Raw genomic sequence first — 19,205 nt, 5'->3', positions numbered from 1 at the left:
TTCAGCGGACCTTGGCGAAGAACAGGCGCATGTCGGCGGCGAAGTGATCAGGCTGCTCCATCGCCACGAAGTGGTGTCCGCCGGGGTTGCCCTCCGGCCAGTGAATGATCTTGTTGTGTCGTTCCGCGAGCCTCCGGATGCTGGGGGCTTCGCCGCTGTAGACCCCGGTCGGGACGACCATCTGCCCCTCCGGCCATCCGGTTTCGGTGCTGTCGTACATGAACCAGGACGACGAGCCGAACGTTGCGGTGAACCAGTACAGGCTCACGTTGGTGAGGAGCAGATCGCGGTCGAGCGCCTCCGCGGGTGTCTTCCCGCCGAAGCTGAACTCGTTGAACTTCTGCATCATCCAGGCCAGCGCGGCGACGGGCGAGTCGTGCCAGCCGTAGGCGAACGTCTGAGGCGCCGCGCGGAGCAGGGCGTGGTGGTCCACGCCGGTCATCCAGTCCTGCTGCTGCATCCAGGCGAAGGCGGCGCGCTCGTCCTCGGTCATCTCCGGCAGGTCCTTCTCGGTGGGGAAGCCGAGCCCGGCGATGATGTAGACGCCGACGACGTTCTCCGGTGCGGCCTTGGCGATCTCCGGGGCGATGTACGCGCCGAGGTCTCCGCCCTGGACGCCGTAGCGGCCGTAATCGAGGCGGCGCATCAGCTCCGCCAGCATGCGCCCGACACGGGCGGCGTTCCAGCCCGTCTCGCGCGGCGGCGCGGAGAAGCCGAAGCCCGGGACCGACGGGACGACGACGTGGAACGCCTGGGACGGGTCGCCGCCGTGCGCGGCGGGGTCGGTGAGCCGGCCGATGAGGTCGGTGAACTCCACGAAGGAGTTCGGCCAGCCGTGCAGGAGGACGAGCGGCAGTGCGTCCGGCTCGGCGGAGCGGACGTGCAGGAAGTGCAGGTCCTGGCCCTCGATCTCGGTGAGGAACTGCGGGAAGCCGTTCAGCCGCTCCTCCTGCCGGCGCCAGTCGTACCCGTCGCGCCAGTGGTCGGCGAGCTCCCTGAGGTAGGCGACGGGGACGCCGCGGCTCCAGCCCTCGCCGGGCAGTTCGCGGGACCAGCGGGTGCGGGCCAGCCGGTCGCGCAGGTCGTCCAGGTCCGCCTGGGGGATGTCGATGCGGAAGGGGCGGATCTCGTCGTTCATGGTTCTCCTCGCCGTTCGTGCTGACGTTGTCGACAGTAGGAGTGATCTAGGTCGGCTTCTGTCCTAGATCGGCTTGCATGATGGATTCCATGAACACCACCTCCGCCCGGCTGCTCACGTTGTTGTCCCTCCTGCAGACCCCGCGCGAATGGCCGGGCAGCGAACTGGCCGAACGGCTGGAGGTCAGCCCCCGCACGGTCCGCCGCGACGTCGACCGGCTGCGCGACCTGGGATACCCGGTGCAGGCGACGATGGGAACGACCGGCGGGTACCGGCTCGTCGCGGGCAAGGCCATGCCGCCGCTTCTTCTGGACGACGAGGAGGCGGTGGCGATCGCCGTGGGACTGCGCGCGGCGGCCTCCCATCCGGTGGACGGCATCGACGAGGCGTCGGTACGCGCGCTGGCCAAGCTGGAACAGGTCCTGCCGCCCCGGTTGAGGCACCGCGTCAACACGCTGGGGGCCGCGACCGTGTCGGTGCTCAACGGCGACGAGTCCCGCGTCGACCCGGAGATCCTGGTGGTGCTCGCCGGAGCCACGGCGGCCCAGGAACGGCTCAGATTCGCCTACGAGGCCGCCGACGGCACCCTCACCAGGCGCCTGGTCGAGCCGTGCCGCCTCGTCGCCTCCGGCCGTCACTGGTACCTGCTGGCCTACGACAACGACCGCGACGACTGGCGGGTCTTCCGCACCGACCGCGTCAGCGAACCGCACCCCACCGGCGTCCGGGTACCCTCACGCGTGCCGCCGGACGAGGACGCCGCCGCCTTCGTCACCCGCAAGCTGTACTCGACGGCCCCCACCTACGAGGTCTCGGCGACTCTCCACCTTCCCGCGTCCGAGGCGTCCCGCCGGCTCGGCCTCCCCGCCGACGCCTTCCAGCGGATCGACGAACGCACCTGCCGCCTGCACGGCCCCGCCGACACCCTGGAATGGCTGGCGGCGAAACTGCTCATCCTCGGCTGCCCCTTCGAGGTCCACGACCCTCCGCAACTCCGCACCTACCTCGCCGAACTGTCCTCCCGTGCCGCCCACGCGGCCGCGCCCGTTCCCCACGCCCCTGCGGGGGAAGCCGCGGACAGCGGGTCTTCCGCCCTGCCGCCGGGTGAGAAGTCCGATTTCGGGTGATCGCTGTGAGCGAACGAGGGGAGGGAATGAAACCTCGCTGCGTTTTCTTGAGTGCTAGTGACTCAAGAATCGTGACTGGGGAGTGGAATGAGCGAGAAGCTGACGGTGCCGGTGCTGCCGCTGGACGACGCGGTCGTGCTGCCCGGCATGGTGGTTCCGCTGGAACTGGGCGACGGGGAGGTCCGGGCGGCGATCGAGGCCGCGCGGGCGGCGGGACGGGGCGGCAAGCCCCGGGTGCTGCTGGTGCCCCGGAGCGACGGGAAGTACCCGGCGATCGGCGTGCTCGGCGTGGTGGAGCAGGAAGGGCGGCTGCCCGGCGGGGAGCAAGGGGCCGTGGTGCGGGCCGTCTCGCGGGTGCGGATCGGCACCGGGACGACCGGGCCGGGCGCGGCGCTGTGGGTCGAGGGGACCGTCGTGGAGATCCCCGAGGCCGCCGGCGCGGAGAAGCCCGCCAAGGAGTACAAGGGGCTGGTCCAGGCGATCCTCCAGCACCGGGGCTCCTGGCAGCTCGTGGACATCATCCAGCAGATCGACGACCCCTCGGTCCTGGCCGACCAGGCCGGGTACGCGCCGTACATCACGGTCGAGCAGAAGATCCAGCTGCTGGAGACCGTCGACGTGCTCGAGCGGCTCGACCTCGTGATCGGCTGGGCCCGCGACCACCTGGCCGAGCTGGACGTCGCCGAGACCATCCGCAAGGACGTCCAGGAGGGCATCGACAAGCAGCAGCGCGAGTTCCTGCTCAAGCAGCAGCTGAGGGCCGTCCGCAAGGAGCTCGCCGAGCTCAACGGCGACGCCGAGGGCGATGGCGAGGAGGAGGACTACCGGGCGCGCATCGAGGCCGCGGACCTGCCGGAGAAGGTGGAGAAGGCGGCGCTCAAGGAGGTCGACAAGCTCGAACGCTCCAGCGAGGCCTCACCCGAGGGCGGCTGGATCCGCACCTGGCTCGACACCGTCCTGGAGATGCCGTGGAACGAGCGCACCGAGGACTCCTACGACATCGCGGGCGCACGTGAGGTGCTGGACGCCGACCACGCGGGCCTCGACGACGTCAAGGAACGCATCATCGAGTACCTGGCCGTGCGCAAGCGGCGTGCCGAACGCGGCCTGGGCGCCGTCGGAGGACGCCGTTCCGGTGCCGTTCTGGCCCTCGCGGGTCCGCCCGGAGTCGGCAAGACGTCGCTGGGCGAGTCCATAGCCCGCGCGATGGGGCGTTCGTTCGTGCGCGTGGCGCTCGGCGGCGTGCGCGACGAGGCCGAGATCCGCGGCCACCGCCGCACGTACGTCGGCGCGCTGCCCGGCCGGATCGTGCGCGCCGTCAAGGAGGCCGGCTCGATGAACCCGGTCGTCCTGCTCGACGAGATCGACAAGGTCGGCGCCGACTACCGGGGCGACCCGACGGCCGCGCTGCTGGAGGTGCTCGACCCGGCGCAGAACCACACGTTCCGCGACCACTACCTCGAGGTCGAGCTGGACCTGTCGGACGTGCTGTTCCTGGCGACCGCCAACTCGCTGGAGACCATCCCGGGCCCGCTGCTGGACCGGATGGAGCTGGTGACGCTCGACGGCTACACCGAGGCCGAGAAGGTCGTCATCGCCCGCGACCACCTGCTGCCCCGGCAGCTGGAGAAGGCGGGCCTGGAGGAGGGCGACGTCGTCCTGCCCGAGGAGTCGCTGCGGCTCATCGCCGGCGAGTACACCCGCGAGGCGGGCGTGCGCTCGCTGGAGCGGGCCATCGCCCGCGTGCTGCGCAAGGCCACGGCGAAGGACGCGCTCGGCGAGGCGGAGCTGCCCGTCACCGTCGAGGACCTCGTGCCGTACCTGGGCCGCCCCCGGTTCACCCCGGAGGTCTCCCTGAAGGAGTCCGAGCGGCGCACCGCCGTTCCCGGCGTGGCGACCGGCCTGGCCGTCACGGGCACGGGAGGCGACGTCCTGTACGTCGAGGCGTCTCTGGCCGACGCCGAGACCGGTGACACCGGCGTGACGCTCACCGGCCAGCTCGGCGACGTCATGAAGGAGTCCGCCAGGATCGCCCTGTCCTACCTGCGCTCCCGCGGCGCCGAGCTGGAACTGCCGGTCGGCGACCTGAAGAACCGCGGCGTGCACGTCCACGTCCCCGCGGGCGCCGTCCCCAAGGACGGCCCGTCGGCGGGCGTCACGATGACCACGGCCCTGGCGTCCCTCCTGTCGGGCCGCCCCGTCCGCGCCGACGTCGCCATGACCGGCGAGGTCTCCCTGACGGGCCGCGTCCTGCCCATCGGCGGCGTCAAGCAGAAGCTCCTCGCCGCCCACCGCGCCGGCATCACCACCGTGGTGATCCCCAAGCGCAACGAGCCCGACCTGGACGACGTCCCGGCCGAGGTCCTGTCCGAACTGACCGTCCACGCGGTCACCGACGTCCGGGAGGTCCTCGGGATCGCCCTGGAGGCGGCGACCGCCCGCACCGTCGCGGCCTGACCGCGCCCTGGAACGAAGGAGCCCCGCCCTCGAGGGCGGGGCTCCTTCGTCCGCGGTCAGCAGGGGGAGAGGCGGAAGACGCGGAGCTCCCGGTCGACCTCGGCCTGGTACTTGGTGTAGACGGGCCAGATCTCGTTGAGGCGGGTCCAGATTTCGGCGCGCTCCCCGCCCTCCAGGAGGGTGCCGATCACCTTGTACGTCTTCTTCTCGTACTCGACGGTGGCCTCGGGCGCCTTCAGGAGGTTGCCGGTCCACGCGGGGTGCCTGTCCCGGCCGAAGTTGCTGCCCACGACGATCCAGCCGTCGCCCTCGGGCATGCACAGCAGCGGGGTGATGCGCTCCTGGCCGCTCTTGGCGCCGACGGTGGTCAGGTACAGGGTCGGCACGAGCAACTGGGACAGCATGAGGCGCCCCCCTGTCACTCTGTGCAACATCTGGTCCAGCTTCGGCACGACCCCGGGCCCGAGCCTGCGGAACCACCGGGCACCGGCGACCTTCTGGAAGACCGGCCCGAACACGCGCTGGATCAGGGGCGACTGCGCGGACATGAACCCTCCTGGCGGTACCGGAACGACGAGGAACAAACTAACGCTTGGTAGTAAGCCTGTCATCTCAGCGGTCCGCGCCACCCGAAGCGGCCGGGGTCAGCCGACGACGCAGAGCGTGGAGCCGGTGCGGGACTTGCGGAGGCGCAGCTGGGTGGGGATGCGGGTGCGGAGCTCGGCCACGTGGCTGACGACGCCCACGGCGCGGCCGCCGTCGCGCAGGGAGTCCAGGACGGTCATGACCTCGTCGAGGGTGTCCTCGTCGAGGGTGCCGAAGCCCTCGTCGACGAAGAGGGTGGCGATCTCGGCGCCGCCCGCCTCGGCGGTGACCACGTCGGCCAGGCCCAGGGCGAGGCTGAGGGAGGAGATGAACGACTCGCCGCCCGACAGGGTGGCGGGGTCGCGCTCCTGGCCGGTCCAGCCGTCGATGACGCGCAGGCCGAGGCCGCCTGCGGCGCGCTTGGTGTCGCCCGCCGCCTTGTCGATGGTGTGCTTCAGCAGGTAGCGGCCCGCGGACATGGTGGTGAGGCGCTCGTTGGCGGCGGCGACGACCTGCTCGAGCCGCGCCGCCAGGACGTAGGCGGACAGGCGCATCTGCAGGGTGTTGGGCGGCTGTCCGTTGACCAGGCCCGCCAGCCGGGCGGTGCGCTCGTGGGCGTCGGCGGCGGGCGCCCACTTCGCGAGCTGGGCGCGCAGGCGGGCGTGCAGCTCCGCCAGCCGGGCATGGCGGTGGGCCGAGCGGTCGCGGGCCGAGACCAGGACGGTGTGGGCCTGCTCGGCCCGCGCGGCCGCGGACTCCAGGGCCGCCAGGTCGGGGACGGGACGGGCCGCGGCGGCCGTGAGCTGCGGATCGGACAGCAGGTCCCGGACGGCCGCGGCCTCCGCGTCGTACTCTCCGGCCAGGGACTCCAGCCGGGCCCGGTCGTCGGGGGACAGGCGGGCGCGGGCGGCCTCGTCGGAGGAGGCGAACCCCTCGGCCGTCGCCGCCTCGGCGAGCGCCCTCCCGGCGGCCTCGAGCTCGTCGCGGGCCGTGGCGGCGCGGACGCCCGCCTCGATCGTGCGGGTCAGCAGATCGGCCTCGTCGTTCAGCCGGGCGAGGCGGGCCTGGAGGGAGAAGTCCCCGCCCCGCGCCGCGTCCAGCTCGGCGCGCAGCCGCGCCTCCTCGCCGTCCAGCGCGCTGAGCGCGGCCCTGGTCTCGGCGAGCTCGCGGCCCGCGTCGGAGTGGGCCCGCCGCGCCGACTCCAGCTCGGCCTCGGCGGTCCTGAGCCCGCGTTCGAGGGTCTCGGCGCGGGTGACGGCGCTCCGGGCCGCCTCCAGTGCCGTCCGTGCCTCGTCCAGGCCCTGGGCGAGGGTCTCGACGGGCAGGTCCGAGCGCTGCTGCAGCAGGTCGTGCTCGGCGCGCATGCCGCCGACCCGGCCGCTGAGGTCCTCGCGGGCCCGCTGCGCCGCGTCGGCCTCCTGGGCGGCCCGCAGCTCCTCGTCCTGGGAGGGGACCTCGCCCGAGCCCGCGGCGGGCGCCGGGTGCTCGGCCGAGCCGCAGACCTTGCACGGCTCGCCCGGCACGAGGTCGGCGGCGAGCGCCGCCGCCATCCCGGTCAGCCGCAGCTCCCGCAGCTCCTGCACCCTGTCCCGGGCCTGCTGGGCCCGGTCGACGGCCGTCCGCAGCTCCGCTTCGGCCCGTTGCAGCCCGCGTCCCACCAGGTCGCGCCGCCGCGCGTCCTCCACCGCCTGCTCGGCGTCGTCCACGACCTTGGCGGCCGCCTCGGCGCCCGACGCCTGGATCCGCGCCTCCTGCAGCGCGGCGCGCTGCTCCTCGACCCGGCCCGGCAGCTCCTCCAGCCGGACCCGCAGCCGCTCCTCCTCACCCGTCCAGCGGCTCTCCCGCTCCCGACCTCCGGTCAGCTCCCGCAGCACCTCGCGGTGCCTGGCCTCCTGACCCCGCAACGCCTCCAGCCGTGCCAGCTCGGCCCGCCACACCTGCTCGGCCCGCCGCAGCACCTCCAACGGCGCGTCCTCCGTCAGCGGCGGACACACGTGCCCGTCCTCGACGGCGCCATTTCGACGGCCGTCACCGGGAAGCGCGTCGTCCCCGGGCACGCCGTTACGGGCCATGCCTTCCTGGAGCACGGTGCCGCGGGCCGTGCCGGAGCGCAGGGCGTGGTCCCGGGAGTCCAGGCCTTCGCAGAGGCAGGAGGGCGGAGTGAGGGGTGCGATGCGGCGGCGGAGGACGCCGGACCGCGTCTCGGCCTCGGCGAGGGCCTCGCGGCGCGCGGTGACGGCGCGGCCGTAGGGCAGGACGCGGGTGGCGCGGTCGGCGAGGCCGAGGCGGTCGCCCCAGGCCTTGCGCTCCTCGGTGCGCGAGGCCAGGGCGTCGCGGCGGCGGACGGCCTGGACGTGGCGTTCCTGCAGGGACGCCAGGGTGCGGCCTTCGTCGTGGCGGCGTCGGGCCCCGGCCAGCCGCTCCTCGGATTCGGAGAGCAGGCCGGACGTCACCGTCAGGAGGTCGCTGTGGTGGGCCGTCAGCTCGGTGGCCCAGGGAAGGAGGAGGGCCGCGGAGCCGTCGGGGCGCGGGGCGGCGGTGAGCTCGGCGACGCGGTCGGCGGTCGCGGCGGCCTCCACCCGCAGGGCCTCGGCCTCGCGGTTCGTCCGGGCGCGCTCGTCGGCCAGCCACTTCTCGACGGCGGCGTAGATCTCGGTGGCGAAGAGCTTCTCCAGCACGCGGCGCCGTTCCTCGGCGTTGGCGCGCAGGAAGGCGGCGAACTCGCCCTGCGGCAGCATGGCCACCTGGTTGAACTGGGGGGCCGTCATCCCCAGCAGCCGCTGGACGAGGTCGCCGGCCTCGTCCAGGCGGTTGGTGTGGCCGATCCACTCGCCGCCCGTCCACTCCTCGACGAGGATCTTCGACTGCTCCATGCGGGTGCCCGTGCCGCGCAGCTTCGGCCGCTCCCAGGCGGGGGAGCGGGTGAAGCGGAAACGGCGGCCCCGGATGTCGGCCTCCAGCTCGACCAGGGGCGCGACTCCGGGGGCCGCGTGGTCGCTGCGCAGCAGCTTCACCGCGTTGCGCGCACCCGGGACCTGCCCGTACAGCGCGAAGCACACCGCGTCGAGCACACTCGTCTTACCCGCCCCGGTGGGGCCGTTGATGAGGAAGAGACCGGCCTCGCTGAGCGTCTGGAAGTCGACCTCCTCGGTGCCGGAGAAAGGGCCGAACGCGGTGACCTTCAGCCGGAGCAGCCTCATCGGGACGTCCCCTTCTCTGCGGCGCGGGGCGCCGGGACGCGCACGCGCTCCTCCTGGCGGCAGTGGGTGAAGGCGTCCTCGAGCAGCGCGCGCTCCTCGGGGCGGACCTCCTCGCCGCCGACCTCGTACAGGAAGTCGCAGGCCAGCTCGGCCCCCGAACGTTCCTTGACCCGCTCGGACCAGGTGCGCTCGCCCTCGGCCGCCGCGGCGTCGGGCTCGAACCCCAGGACCAGCGTGTGCGGGAACCGCGCCCGCAACCGCTCCATCGCGCCCGCCGGACGTCTGGCGTCGGTCAGCGTCACCTTCAGCCAGTGCCCCGCGTAGGCCTCGTGACGCGGATCGGACAGCAGTTCGGGGAGGGTTCCCCGCAGTTGCGCGATCGGCCGCGGCACCGGAGCTTCGACGAACGTGACGTCCCGCAGCCCTCCGGCGTCCACGTCCACCAGCCACGAGCCCTTCTTCTGCCGCTCCTCGGAGAAGGAGTAGGCGATCGGCGACCCGGAGTAGCGCACTCCCTCGCGGAGGGTCTGCCGTCCGTGCAGGTGCCCCAGCGCCGTGTAGCCGATGCCGTCGAACACGCTCGCCGGGACCATCGACACCCCGCCGACCGCGATGTTGCGCTCGCTCTCGCTCTCCTCCGGCTCGACGTTCCCCGACGTCACGAACGCGTGCGCCAGCACGACGCGCGCTCCGGGCGTGCCGTCCGCGCGGATCCGTCGCATCGCCTCGGCGAGCGCCGCCGCGTGCGAACGTTCCGCCAGCTGCCACCGGGTCCGTACGAAGTCCGGCTCCAGGTAGGGGATCGGGTAGATCGCCACGTCCTCCACCACGACCGGCTCGCCCACCGACTCCGGATCGGTGCGCACGTGCACCCCGGCGGCGTCGAGCAGCCCGGAGCCCACGCCGAGCCGCACCGCCGAGTCGTGGTTGCCGGAGATGAGCACCACCCGGGTGACCGCGGCGAGCCGCCGCAGCGTGTCGTCGTACAGCCGGACGGCGTCGACCGGAGGCAGCGCCCGGTCGTAGACGTCGCCGGAGACCAGGACGCAGTCGACCCGCTCTGCGCGGACGGTCTCCAGCAGGTGGTCGGCGAACGCGGCCTGCGCGCGCAGGAGGTCCTCCCGGTGGAAGGATCGTCCCAGGTGCCAGTCGGAGGTGTGCAGAAGTCTCATGACACCCAAGACCCTAAGCAACCCCCACTGACAATTTCCGTCCTATGAGGTCTCCGGGGCCCCACCGACACCGGATCGGTATGGACCGCCGTTGTGCGGCGGCACACTCCGCGTCCAGCGGGAATGTGCCGCGGCACCGGGCCGCTTGCGGACCCTGGACCGGCCGGACGGCCCGTGTTGTAGTGAGCGCCGGCTCCGGGAGGTGCGCGATGACCGTCCATGGGCGCGATCGGGAACTGGATCTGCTGGACGAACTGGTGGTCAAGACCAGAGGCGGACACGGCGGAGCGCTCGCCGTCCGGAGCGGGCCGGGTCTCGGACGCAGCACCCTGCTGCGTTGGGCGGCGCGCCGGGCGGGTTCCGGTTTCCGGGTGCTCAGCCTTCCCGGTATCCGGGCGGAGGCGCGTCTGCCCCGCGCGGGCCTGAGCAGGATCCTGCCCGAGGTCCCGGACGATCCCCGCGAGGTCAGGAGCTCCCTGGCCGGACTGGCCGAGGACCGCCCGCTGCTGTGCGTCGCGGACGACGCGCACTGGCTCGACCGCGAGTCCCTGGAAGCACTCGCCTACACCGCGCGCAGGGTGGCGGACACACCGATCCTCATCCTTTTCGCCGCGCACAACGAACACGTTCTCACCCCTGAACGCGACCGTCTGGCCTCCATCCCTTCGCTTTCTCTGCCGCCGCTGGACGACGAGACGAGCCGTAAGGTCCTGCGCGAGTGCACCGAGGACCTGGCCGAGGACCTGGAAGCGATCCTGGTGGAGTTGGCGGGAGGAAATCCCCGTGCGCTCCTGGAATTGGGACGTGCGCTCACTCCGGCCCAGCTCTCCGGTACGGAACCGCCTCCAGCTACTCTTCCGGCCGCCAGTGAACTACGAGCGGTCTACCGCAGGCGCTTCTTCCGGCTGTCGGAGACTGCCCGCCTTCTGCTGCTGATGGCGGTGGTGGACGAACATCTGGACACCGTCACGCTCGCACGTACCGCCGCCTCGGCCGGGCTGGACCTCGCGGAGCTGGAGCCCGCCCGTGCTCTGGGTCTGCTCACCGTCGACGGAGACCACGTGACGGTCCCCAGTCTTCTCATCCGCAGCATCCTGTACGCCGACGCTCCGTTGGCCGAAAGGCAGACCGCGCACCGTCTCTTGGCGGACGTGCTCGACCGTCCAGATCAGAGCGCCCGCCGTATCTGGCATCGCACAGCCGTCACCAGCCGTCCCAGCGACGCCGCCTATCTCCGTGCGGCGGCTCTGAACGCCGAGCCCACGGAGGCCGTCGGCCTGTGGACGCGGGCCGCTGAACTCTCCGGGGAACCCGCGGATCTGCTCGGCGCGGCCGAGGCGTTCTGGCGTTCGGGCGACCCGGTGCGGGCTCGGAGCCTGATCCGCCGTGCCCAAGCCGATCCGGCGGCGCCTCCGGGGGAGACCGAGTTCCTTCTAGGCAAGATCGAGTTGTTCGACGGCATACCCGGACGCGCCCGCGTCCTCTTCCAGACCGCCGCCGAACGCCTGCCTCCCGAACGCAGCCTGGACGCCTTGATCCGTGCGGGAGAGGCCGCCTTCCTGGCCGGGGACATCCTCGCCTACCTGGAACTCGCGGCACAGGCGAAGGACATGCCCGGACCGGAAATCCTCGCCTTGCACTTCGAGGGAACGTCTGCGGCTTTCGCGAACGTCGACTTCACCACTCCGCTGCGGAAGCTGCTCACCCTTCCCGTCAGCTGCCTCGACCACCTCTGGGCCGCCACGGCGGCCATGCTGCTGGGTGACGACACCGCCGCGCATGAACTCGCGAGCCGCGCGGTACGCACCGCTCACGGCTGCCATTCCCCGCTGAAACCCACAGCCCTTCACCTGCTGGCCCAAGCGGATGTGTGGCGCGGACGGTTCGCCGAAGCGACGGCTCGTTCCATGGAAGGACTGGCGCTGGCGAGGACGGTGGGCCAGGGCAACGTGGCCGCCGACCACCTGACCCTGCTCGCGCTGCTCTCGGCCTTGCGCGGGGACAGGGAGAACGCCGAACGCCATGCCGACCAGGCACTCCAGACGGCTTCCGCCCGCGGCCTCAGCCGGCCCGAAGCGTACGTCTCCTGGGCCCGTGCTGCTCTGGACCTGCTCGAAGACCGTCCGGGAGAGGCCGCGGTACGTCTGGAAGTCATGACCGTCCACCCGGTCGTACGGGTGATGACGACCCCGTTGTACGTCGAGGCGGCGGTGCAGTCCGACAGGCGCGAGACAGCCTCGGGAGCCCTGAGCCTCTTCGACCGCTGGGCGGAGACCACCGCAAACCCCGCACGTCTGGCCCTGTCCCGGCGCTGCCACGCGCTGCTGGCCGACAAGGACGAAGCCGCAGAGGAGAACTTCACCGCCGCTCTGGCACTGCACCGGCTGGGAGGCTCCCCGTTCGAGCTGGCTCGCACCCAGCTGCTGTACGGAGCCTGGTTGAGACGTGCGAGACGTCCCAGCGACGCCCGCACCCATCTGCGCCGGGCCCTGCACACCTTCCGTTACTACGAGGCGCCGGGATGGGCCGCGCGCGCCCGCACCGAGCTGCGTGCAGCAGGGGAGAGCAGCACCGGCGCCCACGACGCCGAGCCCGCCGTGGAGCTGACCGCCCAGCAGGAGCAGATCGCCCGCCTGGCCGCGGAAGGCGCCACCAACAGGGAGATCGCGGCTCGTCTGATGCTCAGTCCCCGCACCGTCGAACACCATCTGCGTAACGTCTTCGCCAGGTTGGGGGTGCGTTCCCGGGTCGAGCTGGTCAGATTCTTCTCCTGAACGCCAGGCTTCGAGGGCGCTCCCGCTCAGGAGGGCCCCAGGAGGAGAGATGCTCCGCAGAATCGGTGTCCTGCTCGCCGCGACGGCCGTACTGGCCGCGGTCCCCGCTCCCGCGCGGGCCGCGCGCACCCCGGTCGTCTTCGTCCACGGCTACGACGGCGGCGCCTCCGACTGGACGAAGGCCATGTCGGTCTTCCGCGAGGGCGGTTACAGCGACACCGAACTGTTCGCCTACGAGTACGACTCCCATGGTGACAACCGAATCAACGCCCAGGGCCTGGCGGCCTTTGTGGCCGACGTTCTCGTCCGTACCGGCGCCTCCCAGGTCGACGTCGTCAACCACTCGATGGGCGGGCTCGTCAGCCTCTGGTACCTCGGGCAGCTCGACGGCACGGCCAAGGTCCGCCGCCTCGCGTCGCTCGCGGGCGCCAACCACGGCACCAAGACAGCCGCCGCGTGCCTGATCTACGTCTCGTGCCGGCAGATGTATCCGGAGTCGCCGTTCATCAAGACGATCACCTCGGGAGACGAGACTCCCGGCGCCACCGGTTACGCCACCTGGTATTCGCCCTGCGACGCAGTCATCGTCCCCTACACCAGCACCGCGCTGGACGGCGCGGCCAACAACGAGGTGCGGTGCAGGACGCATCCGGGACTCCTCAGGGCCACCGCCGTTCTCACCGAGATCCGGTCATTCCTGGCGGCCTGACGGGGCGGCGGAGGCCCGGGAGACGTACGCTGGCCCCGTGAGTGCTCGCCCTTATGTCCTGCTCAGCTGCGCCATGTCGGTGGACGGCTACATCGACGACCTGACCGACGAGCGGCTGACGCTCTCGAACGCGGCGGACCTGGACCGGGTGGACGCGGTCCGGGCCACGGTGGACGCGATCATGGTGGGGGCGGGCACCGTGCGCAACGACGACCCGTCGCTGCTGATCAAGTCGGTCTCCCGGCGGATCGAGCGGGCCTCGCGCGGCCTGCCCGAGGACCTCGTCAAGGTCACCGTGACCGGCGGCGGCGACCTGGACCCCCGCTCCCGGTTCTTCACCACCGGGGCCGCGCCCAAGATCGTCTACACCACCGGGGCCGCCGCCGAGGAGCTGGCCGCCCGGCTGGGCGCGGCCGCCACCGTCGTGGACATGGGCGAGCGCGTCGATCCGGCCGCCCTGCTGGCCGACCTGTCGGCGCGGGGGGTGCGGCGGCTCATGGTCGAGGGCGGCGGCGCGCTCCACACCGCCTTCCTCACCGCGGGGCTCGCCGACGAACTGCAGCTGGTGGTCGCCCCGTTCTTCATCGGCGACCCGGGCGCGCCCCGCTTCACCCACCCCGGGGTCTTCCCGCAGAGCCCCCGGCACCCGATGCGGCTGGCCGAGGTCCGCAAGATCGGCGAGGTGGCACTGCTGCGCTACACGAGGGGAAACCCGTGACCACCGACAGAGCACGCCATGACGACCTGCGCTGGCTCGCCCTGGCCTGCGACCTGGCCCGCGCCTGCCCCCCGTCGGACACCGCCTTCTCCGTGGGGGCGGTCGTCGTGGACGCCGAGGGCCGCGAGCTGGCCCGCGGCCACTCCCGCGAGACGGACGAGAAGGTGCACGCCGAGGAGTCCGCGCTGGCCAAGCTCGCGGGGCGGGACCTGACCGGCGCGACGGTCTACAGCTCGCTGGAGCCGTGCGCCCGCAGGCTGTCGCGCCCCGAGCCGTGCGCCCGGCTGATCCTGCGGCGTGGCGTCCGCCGGGTGGTCTTCGCCTGGCGCGAGCCCGTCCTGTTCGTCGAGGGAGACGGGGTGGAGACGCTGGAGGAGGCCGGTGTGGAGGTCGTGGAGCTGCCGGAGCTGGCCGACCGCGCCAGGGAGCCCAACGCGCACCTCATAAATTGAGACCCGGGTCTAGGCTCTTGTATCGACAAGGAAGACGACCTTGTAGACAATCAGAACACGCGTGAGATGCTGACGGAGCAGCCGAGCAAACATTTGGTCGGCCCGCCTCCCGACGTCCACCCCCTGGTTGGAGGAACCCTTGCAGGAGTACAGCCACTTCTTCATCGGCGGAGAGTGGGTCGAGCCCGCGGGCGCGGGCACGATCGACGTCGTCTCGCCGCATACCGAAGAGGTCATCGGCCGGGTGCCCGAGGGCACGAACGCCGACATCGACCGGGCGGTGGCGGCCGCGCGGCAGGCCTTCGACCACGGGCCGTGGCCCCGGATGACACCCGCCGAGCGCGCCGAGGCGCTGGGCCGCCTGTCCGCCATCTACGCGGCCAACTCCCAGCCGATGGCCGACCTCGTGGTGTCGGAGATGGGCTCGCCCGCGTTGTTCGCGGCGTTCGCCCAGTCCGCGATTCCGCAGATGGTGCTGCAGTACTACGTCGATCTCGCCGCCTCCTACACCTGGGAGGAGGAGCGGCAGGGCATGCAGGGCCCGGTGACGGTCACCAAGGAGCCGGTCGGCGTCGTGGCGGCGATCTATCCGTGGAACGTCCCCCAGTTCACGCTGATGCTCAAGCTCGCGCCCGCGCTGCTGGCCGGCTGCACCGTGGTGGCCAAGCCCTCCCCGGAGACCCCGCTGGACGCCTACCTGCTCGCCGAGTGGGTCAAGGAGGCCGGCATCCCCGACGGCGTCGTCAACTTCGTGACCGCCGGACGCGAGGTCGGCGCGCACCTGGTGGCCCACCCCGGCGTCGACAAGGTCTCCTTCACCGGCTCCACCGCGGCCGGACGCCAGATCGGCGAGGTGTGCGGGCGCCAGCTCAAGCGCTGCACCCTGGAACTGGGCGGCAAGTCCGCCGCGATCATCCTCGAGGACGCCGACCTGGCGACCACCATCGAGGGCTTCAAGCTCGCCTCGCTGATGAACAACGGCCAGGCCTGCGCCGCGCAGACCCGCATCCTGGCACCCCGCAGCCGCTACGACGAGGTCGCCGACGCGCTGGCGACCATGGTCGGCGGCCTGGCCGTGGGCGACCCGGCCGACTTCGCCACCGAGATCGGCCCGCTGGTGGCCCGCCGCCAGCAGGAGCGGGTGGAGGACTACATCCGCATCGGCCAGGACGAGGGCGCCAAGCTGCTCGTCGGCGGCCTGGAGCGGCCGTACGACCGCGGCTGGTACGTCGCCCCCACCGTCTTCGGCAACGTCACCAACGACATGCGCATCGCCCGCGAGGAGATCTTCGGCCCCGTCCTGGCGCTCCTGCCGTACGAGGACGAGGAAGACGCGATCCGCATCGCCAACGACAGCGACTACGGCCTGGGCGGCTCGGTGTGGACCGCCGACGTCGAGCACGGCATCGACGTCGCCCGCCGCATCCGCACCGGCAGCTGCGGCGTCAACCTCTACAGCATCGACCCCAACACCCCGTTCGGCGGCTTCAAGAACTCCGGCCTGGGCCGCGAACTCGGCCCCGAGGGCCTGGACGCCTACCTGGAACACAAGTCCATCCCGCGTCCCGCCTGAGCGAACGCGTGAAGAGGGGGCCGGACGCCTGTGTCCGGCCCCCTTTCCGCACGCTCAGAAGCAGGGCTTGCTGAGCGTGTAGTCCTGTGCCGTCGGTCCCACGAACGGCTCCTTGATGACCTTCACCTTCGTGGGGGCGGACTCGTCGGGCTGCGCGATGACGGAGGAGCGCACCACGGCGCTGTTGGGATCGCCCGCGTAGTTGCCGGCGTTCTCCAACATGCCCTCGTAGTCGACGCTCGTCAGCTGCTTGACGGCCTTGAACAGGCCGTCACGGGTGAGTTCGCCGTTGGAGGCGGCCTTCTCCAACGCGGCCTTCAACGGGTACGACCACACCCAGCCCGCCGTGTAGCCGTCGTTGGGCGTCACGCCGCTCAGCGTCTCGCGCATCGCCTTGTGGCCCGGAGTGTCGGTCTGCCACGGCAGCCACGGTGCCGACTGCCAGTACAGCGCCTTCAGCGCGTCCGCCGCAGGGGAGGCGATGAGCCCGGGGTTCCAGGTCGGCCCCGTGCCGATGAAGCGCCCCTTGTAGCCGCGCGCCGCGGCCTGGCCGACGACCGTGGCCGCGTCCGTCGGGCCCGCGGTGAGGATGACGAGGTCGGGCTTGGCCTTGACGATCGCGTCGATGGCACCGCCCTGGTTCTCCTGTCCGGGCGGACTCTCCACACCGGTGAAGGACAGCCCGTGGGCCTCCGCCGCGACCTTCGCCCCCTCCGCGGCGTCCTCGCCGTAGTCGCCCGGCACGTACACGGCCATCACGCTCTTGGGCTTGATGGCCTCCACCGCGTAGTCGACGGCGTTCATCGACTCGATGCAGTACGGCGCGCCGGACTCCAGGATGACATCCTCGAAGTTCCAGCTCGACGTCCAGGACGCGGGCGTGGCGAGCACCTTGTTGGTCTTCATGTCCTCGATGACGGCGGCCGTGGTGGGGGAGCCGAGGCTCTGCGCGAGCGCCAGGACCTTCCCCTTGATCTCCTGGTAGACCTGGTTGTGCGTCTCGGGCGAGTAATGGTTGTCGCGGATGTACTTCGTGACGTCGACGTCGTAGCCGCCGATGCCGCCGTTGTCGTTGACGCGCTTCCAGAACGCCTTCTGCGCGTCGGTGATGGAGACGGCCAGCGCCTTGAACGGGCCGGTGGTCAGGTCGGAGATGACGCCGAGGTAGATGCAGCCGTTGTCCTTGTTCACCGCCTCGGGACAGGCCTCGTCGGTGACGCCGGGGGCCGTCGCCTCGCTCTCGTCGCCGCGTCCGCAGCCGGACAGGACGAGCACGCAGGCGGCCAGGGCCGCGAGGTGCTTCTTCATGGACTCCTCCAGAGGGGGGTGGGTGTCAGTAGGAGAAGGGCCACGCCTTCCAGTAGGCGCGCTGGCGGTTCCACAGGCCGTACATGCCGCGCGGCTCGAAGATGAGGAAGGCGATGATCAGGACGCCGTAGAGGGCGGTGTCCACCTGGTACACGTTGGGGAATTCCTGGGTGTCGGTGCTGATGAACGGCAGGACGGCGGGCAGCTCGCGGGTGAGGCGCGGCAGCAGGGTCAGCGCCATCGCGCCCATGATCGAGCCGGAGATCGTGGCGATCCCGCCGATCTGGACCATGGCGATGTACTGGATGGACATCGCAAGGCCGAAGGACTCCGGGTCCATGTACCCGGCGACGGTGTACAGCAGGGAGCCGGCCACACCCGCGTAGAACGACGAGACGGCGAAGGCCAGCAGCTTGGTGCGGCCCACGTCGATGCCGATGGCCGAGGCCGCCAGGTCGCGGTCGCGCACGGCGACGAAGGCGCGGCCGACCCTGGAACGCACGAGATTGCGGGCCAGGACGGCGAAGACGACCAGCAGGACGAGCATCAGCCAGAACATCTTCTGCTCTTTGGTGAACGTCCCGGGCTCGTCCAGGCGGATGCCGAAGAGCGCCGGCACGGCCGCCGGACGCCCCACCCCGGGCCCGCCGCTCAGCGCATCCCACTCCTTGAGGATGTGCGCGCCCAGGAACACCAGCCCGAGCGTGACGACGGCCAGGTACAAGCCGCGCAGGCGGGTCGCCAGCGGTGCGACGATGACGCCCGCGACGGCCGCCACCAGACCGGAGGCCAGCACCCACACGGGCAGGAAATCGACCCCGAAACCGAGCACCTTGCCATCCGGATCACCGGAAAGAGCCGCCCCCGTGTACGCGCCTATCGCGAGGAAGAACGCGTGGCCGAGAGAGATCTGCCCCGCATACCCGCTGACGATGTTCAGCCCGATCGCGCCTATCGAGGCCACCATCCCGACGGCCAGCAGCTGCAGAAGGTCGTCGGCCACCTGCAACGGGACGAAGGCGGCGGCCACTAGAAGCACCAGCACGGACAGGCGCTTGGCGCGCGTGTCGAGCAGCGCCGTGTCCTGCTTGTAGGACGTGTAGAGCAGCGGCCTGGTCATACTCGCTCCACCTCGCGGGTGCCGAACAACCCGTACGGTCTCAGGAGGAGGACGGCGAGCATCAGCACGTACGGGCTGACGGTCGCGAAGTTCTCGCCCAGCCAGGGCAGGTGGTCGCTCTGGTAGCTGCTGACCAGGGACTCGAACAGGCCGATCGCCAGGCCGCCCGCGACGGCGCCCGCCAGGGAGTCCAGGCCGCCGAGGATGATGGCGGGCAGGGCCTTGAGGGCGATGATCCAGATGTTCTGGTCGATGCTCGTGCCGGCGCCGAACATGATGCCCGCGACCGCCGCCAGGCCTCCGGCCATCGCCCAGCTGACCGCGAAGACGCCGCTGACGCTGACTCCCTGCGCCAGGGCCGCCTCCTGGTCGAAGGACGCCGCGCGCATCGCCAGTCCGAAGCGCGTGTAGCGGAAGAACAGGAACAGTGCCGCCACCATGAGCAGAGCCGCGGCGAACATCGCCAGATAACGCTGCTGGACCTCCACGCCGAGGACGGAGACGGTGTCCAGCTTCCACGGGTCGCCCACCTGGCGCACGTCCAGGCCGATGAAGCCGTTGGCGACCACCCGGATGACGACGTCCAGGCCGAGCGTGATGATGGCTATCGCGAACACCGGACGGCCGACCATCGGCCGTATCGCCACCCGCTCCACGCCCAGAGCCAGCAGGGAGACGGCCAGCACGGACAGCACCGCCGCGGCCCAGAAGCCGACTTCCGCGCTGAGATAAGTGACGATGACGGCGCCCGCCAGCATGAACCCCGGCTGGGCGAAGCTGATGACGCGCATCGATTTGTAGACGATGACGAAGCCGAGGGCGAGCAGCGCGTAGATGGAGCCGTTGCCCAGGCCTCTGGCGATGGCCTGCCA

General features: G+C 71.5%; 14 protein-coding genes. 7 read left to right on the top strand and 7 right to left on the bottom strand.

Translation table 11 applies throughout. From position 1 onward, the window contains the following. Window position 1 precedes the first annotated feature (1 nt). On the bottom strand, window positions 2–1,138 hold the full coding sequence (locus C2865_RS15945; protein WP_106399223.1) for an epoxide hydrolase family protein: 1,137 nt from the start codon (window positions 1,136–1,138) through the stop codon (window positions 2–4). A gap of 89 nt (window positions 1,139–1,227) precedes the next feature. Between C2865_RS15945 and C2865_RS15940 the strand changes: the two genes are divergently transcribed. Both C2865_RS15940 and lon read left to right on the top strand, forming a co-directional pair. Then, complete coding sequence (locus tag C2865_RS15940; protein ID WP_106399222.1) at window positions 1,228–2,265, top strand: helix-turn-helix transcriptional regulator; 1,038 nt, start codon at window positions 1,228–1,230, stop codon at window positions 2,263–2,265. 87 nt (window positions 2,266–2,352) lie between these two features. After that, window positions 2,353–4,722 (top strand): endopeptidase La, encoded by a 2,370-nt coding sequence (gene lon / locus C2865_RS15935; protein ID WP_106399221.1) that lies wholly within the window; start codon window positions 2,353–2,355, stop codon window positions 4,720–4,722. A 56-nt stretch (window positions 4,723–4,778) separates the two neighbouring features. On the opposite strand, the gene C2865_RS15930 is transcribed toward lon, so the two are convergent. The 3 genes from C2865_RS15930 to C2865_RS15920 form a co-directional block, all read right to left on the bottom strand. After that, the gene (locus C2865_RS15930; RefSeq protein WP_106399220.1) at window positions 4,779–5,270 is read right to left on the bottom strand and encodes a nitroreductase family deazaflavin-dependent oxidoreductase; all 492 of its coding nucleotides are present in this window, start codon (window positions 5,268–5,270) and stop codon (window positions 4,779–4,781) included. A gap of 96 nt (window positions 5,271–5,366) precedes the next feature. Beyond that, entirely contained in the window at window positions 5,367–8,507 is a 3,141-nt protein-coding gene (locus C2865_RS41425; protein ID WP_106399219.1) for an AAA family ATPase, read from the bottom strand. After that, window positions 8,504–9,679 (bottom strand): exonuclease SbcCD subunit D, encoded by a 1,176-nt coding sequence (locus C2865_RS15920; RefSeq protein WP_106399390.1) that lies wholly within the window; start codon window positions 9,677–9,679, stop codon window positions 8,504–8,506. Before C2865_RS15920 ends, C2865_RS41425 begins: the two co-directional genes overlap by 4 nt. Window positions 9,680–9,888: 209 nt before the next feature. On the opposite strand from C2865_RS15920, the gene C2865_RS15915 reads away from it, so the two are divergent. The 5 genes from C2865_RS15915 (at window position 9,889) to C2865_RS15895 (ending at window position 15,905) form a co-directional block, all read left to right on the top strand. Then, a complete protein-coding gene (locus C2865_RS15915; RefSeq protein WP_157963744.1) occupies window positions 9,889–12,453 on the top strand; it encodes a LuxR C-terminal-related transcriptional regulator in 2,565 nt (854 codons plus the stop codon). A 49-nt stretch (window positions 12,454–12,502) separates the two neighbouring features. Next, window positions 12,503–13,162 (top strand): esterase/lipase family protein, encoded by a 660-nt coding sequence (locus C2865_RS15910; protein ID WP_106399217.1) that lies wholly within the window; start codon window positions 12,503–12,505, stop codon window positions 13,160–13,162. 37 nt (window positions 13,163–13,199) lie between these two features. After that, entirely contained in the window at window positions 13,200–13,880 is a 681-nt protein-coding gene (locus tag C2865_RS15905; RefSeq protein ID WP_106399216.1) for a RibD family protein, read from the top strand. Then, on the top strand, window positions 13,877–14,332 hold the full coding sequence (locus tag C2865_RS15900; RefSeq protein WP_106399215.1) for a cytidine/deoxycytidylate deaminase family protein: 456 nt from the start codon (window positions 13,877–13,879) through the stop codon (window positions 14,330–14,332). Before C2865_RS15905 ends, C2865_RS15900 begins: the two co-directional genes overlap by 4 nt. A 139-nt stretch (window positions 14,333–14,471) precedes the next feature. Further along, a complete protein-coding gene (locus tag C2865_RS15895) occupies window positions 14,472–15,905 on the top strand; it encodes an aldehyde dehydrogenase (RefSeq protein WP_106399214.1) in 1,434 nt (477 codons plus the stop codon). Window positions 15,906–15,959: 54 nt separating this feature from the next. On the opposite strand, the gene C2865_RS15890 is transcribed toward C2865_RS15895, so the two are convergent. From C2865_RS15890 to C2865_RS15880, 3 genes are read right to left on the bottom strand one after another with little or no spacing between them, the layout of a single operon-like run. After that, window positions 15,960–17,213 (bottom strand): ABC transporter substrate-binding protein, encoded by a 1,254-nt coding sequence (locus C2865_RS15890; RefSeq protein ID WP_106399213.1) that lies wholly within the window; start codon window positions 17,211–17,213, stop codon window positions 15,960–15,962. A 25-nt stretch (window positions 17,214–17,238) separates the two neighbouring features. Beyond that, window positions 17,239–18,333, bottom strand: a complete 1,095-nt coding sequence (locus C2865_RS15885; protein WP_106399212.1) for a branched-chain amino acid ABC transporter permease — start codon at window positions 18,331–18,333, stop codon at window positions 17,239–17,241. Then, complete coding sequence (locus C2865_RS15880; protein WP_269802721.1) at window positions 18,330–19,184, bottom strand: branched-chain amino acid ABC transporter permease; 855 nt, start codon at window positions 19,182–19,184, stop codon at window positions 18,330–18,332. The genes C2865_RS15885 and C2865_RS15880 overlap by 4 nt, the downstream gene beginning before the upstream one ends. Window positions 19,185–19,205 lie beyond the last annotated feature (21 nt).

This window comes from Actinocorallia populi (assembly GCF_002995495.1).
GTDB lineage: Bacteria > Actinomycetota > Actinomycetes > Streptosporangiales > Streptosporangiaceae > Actinocorallia > Actinocorallia populi.
The sequence above is the reverse complement of the archived record's forward strand: the minus strand, read 5'-3'. Positions and strand labels throughout refer to the sequence as shown.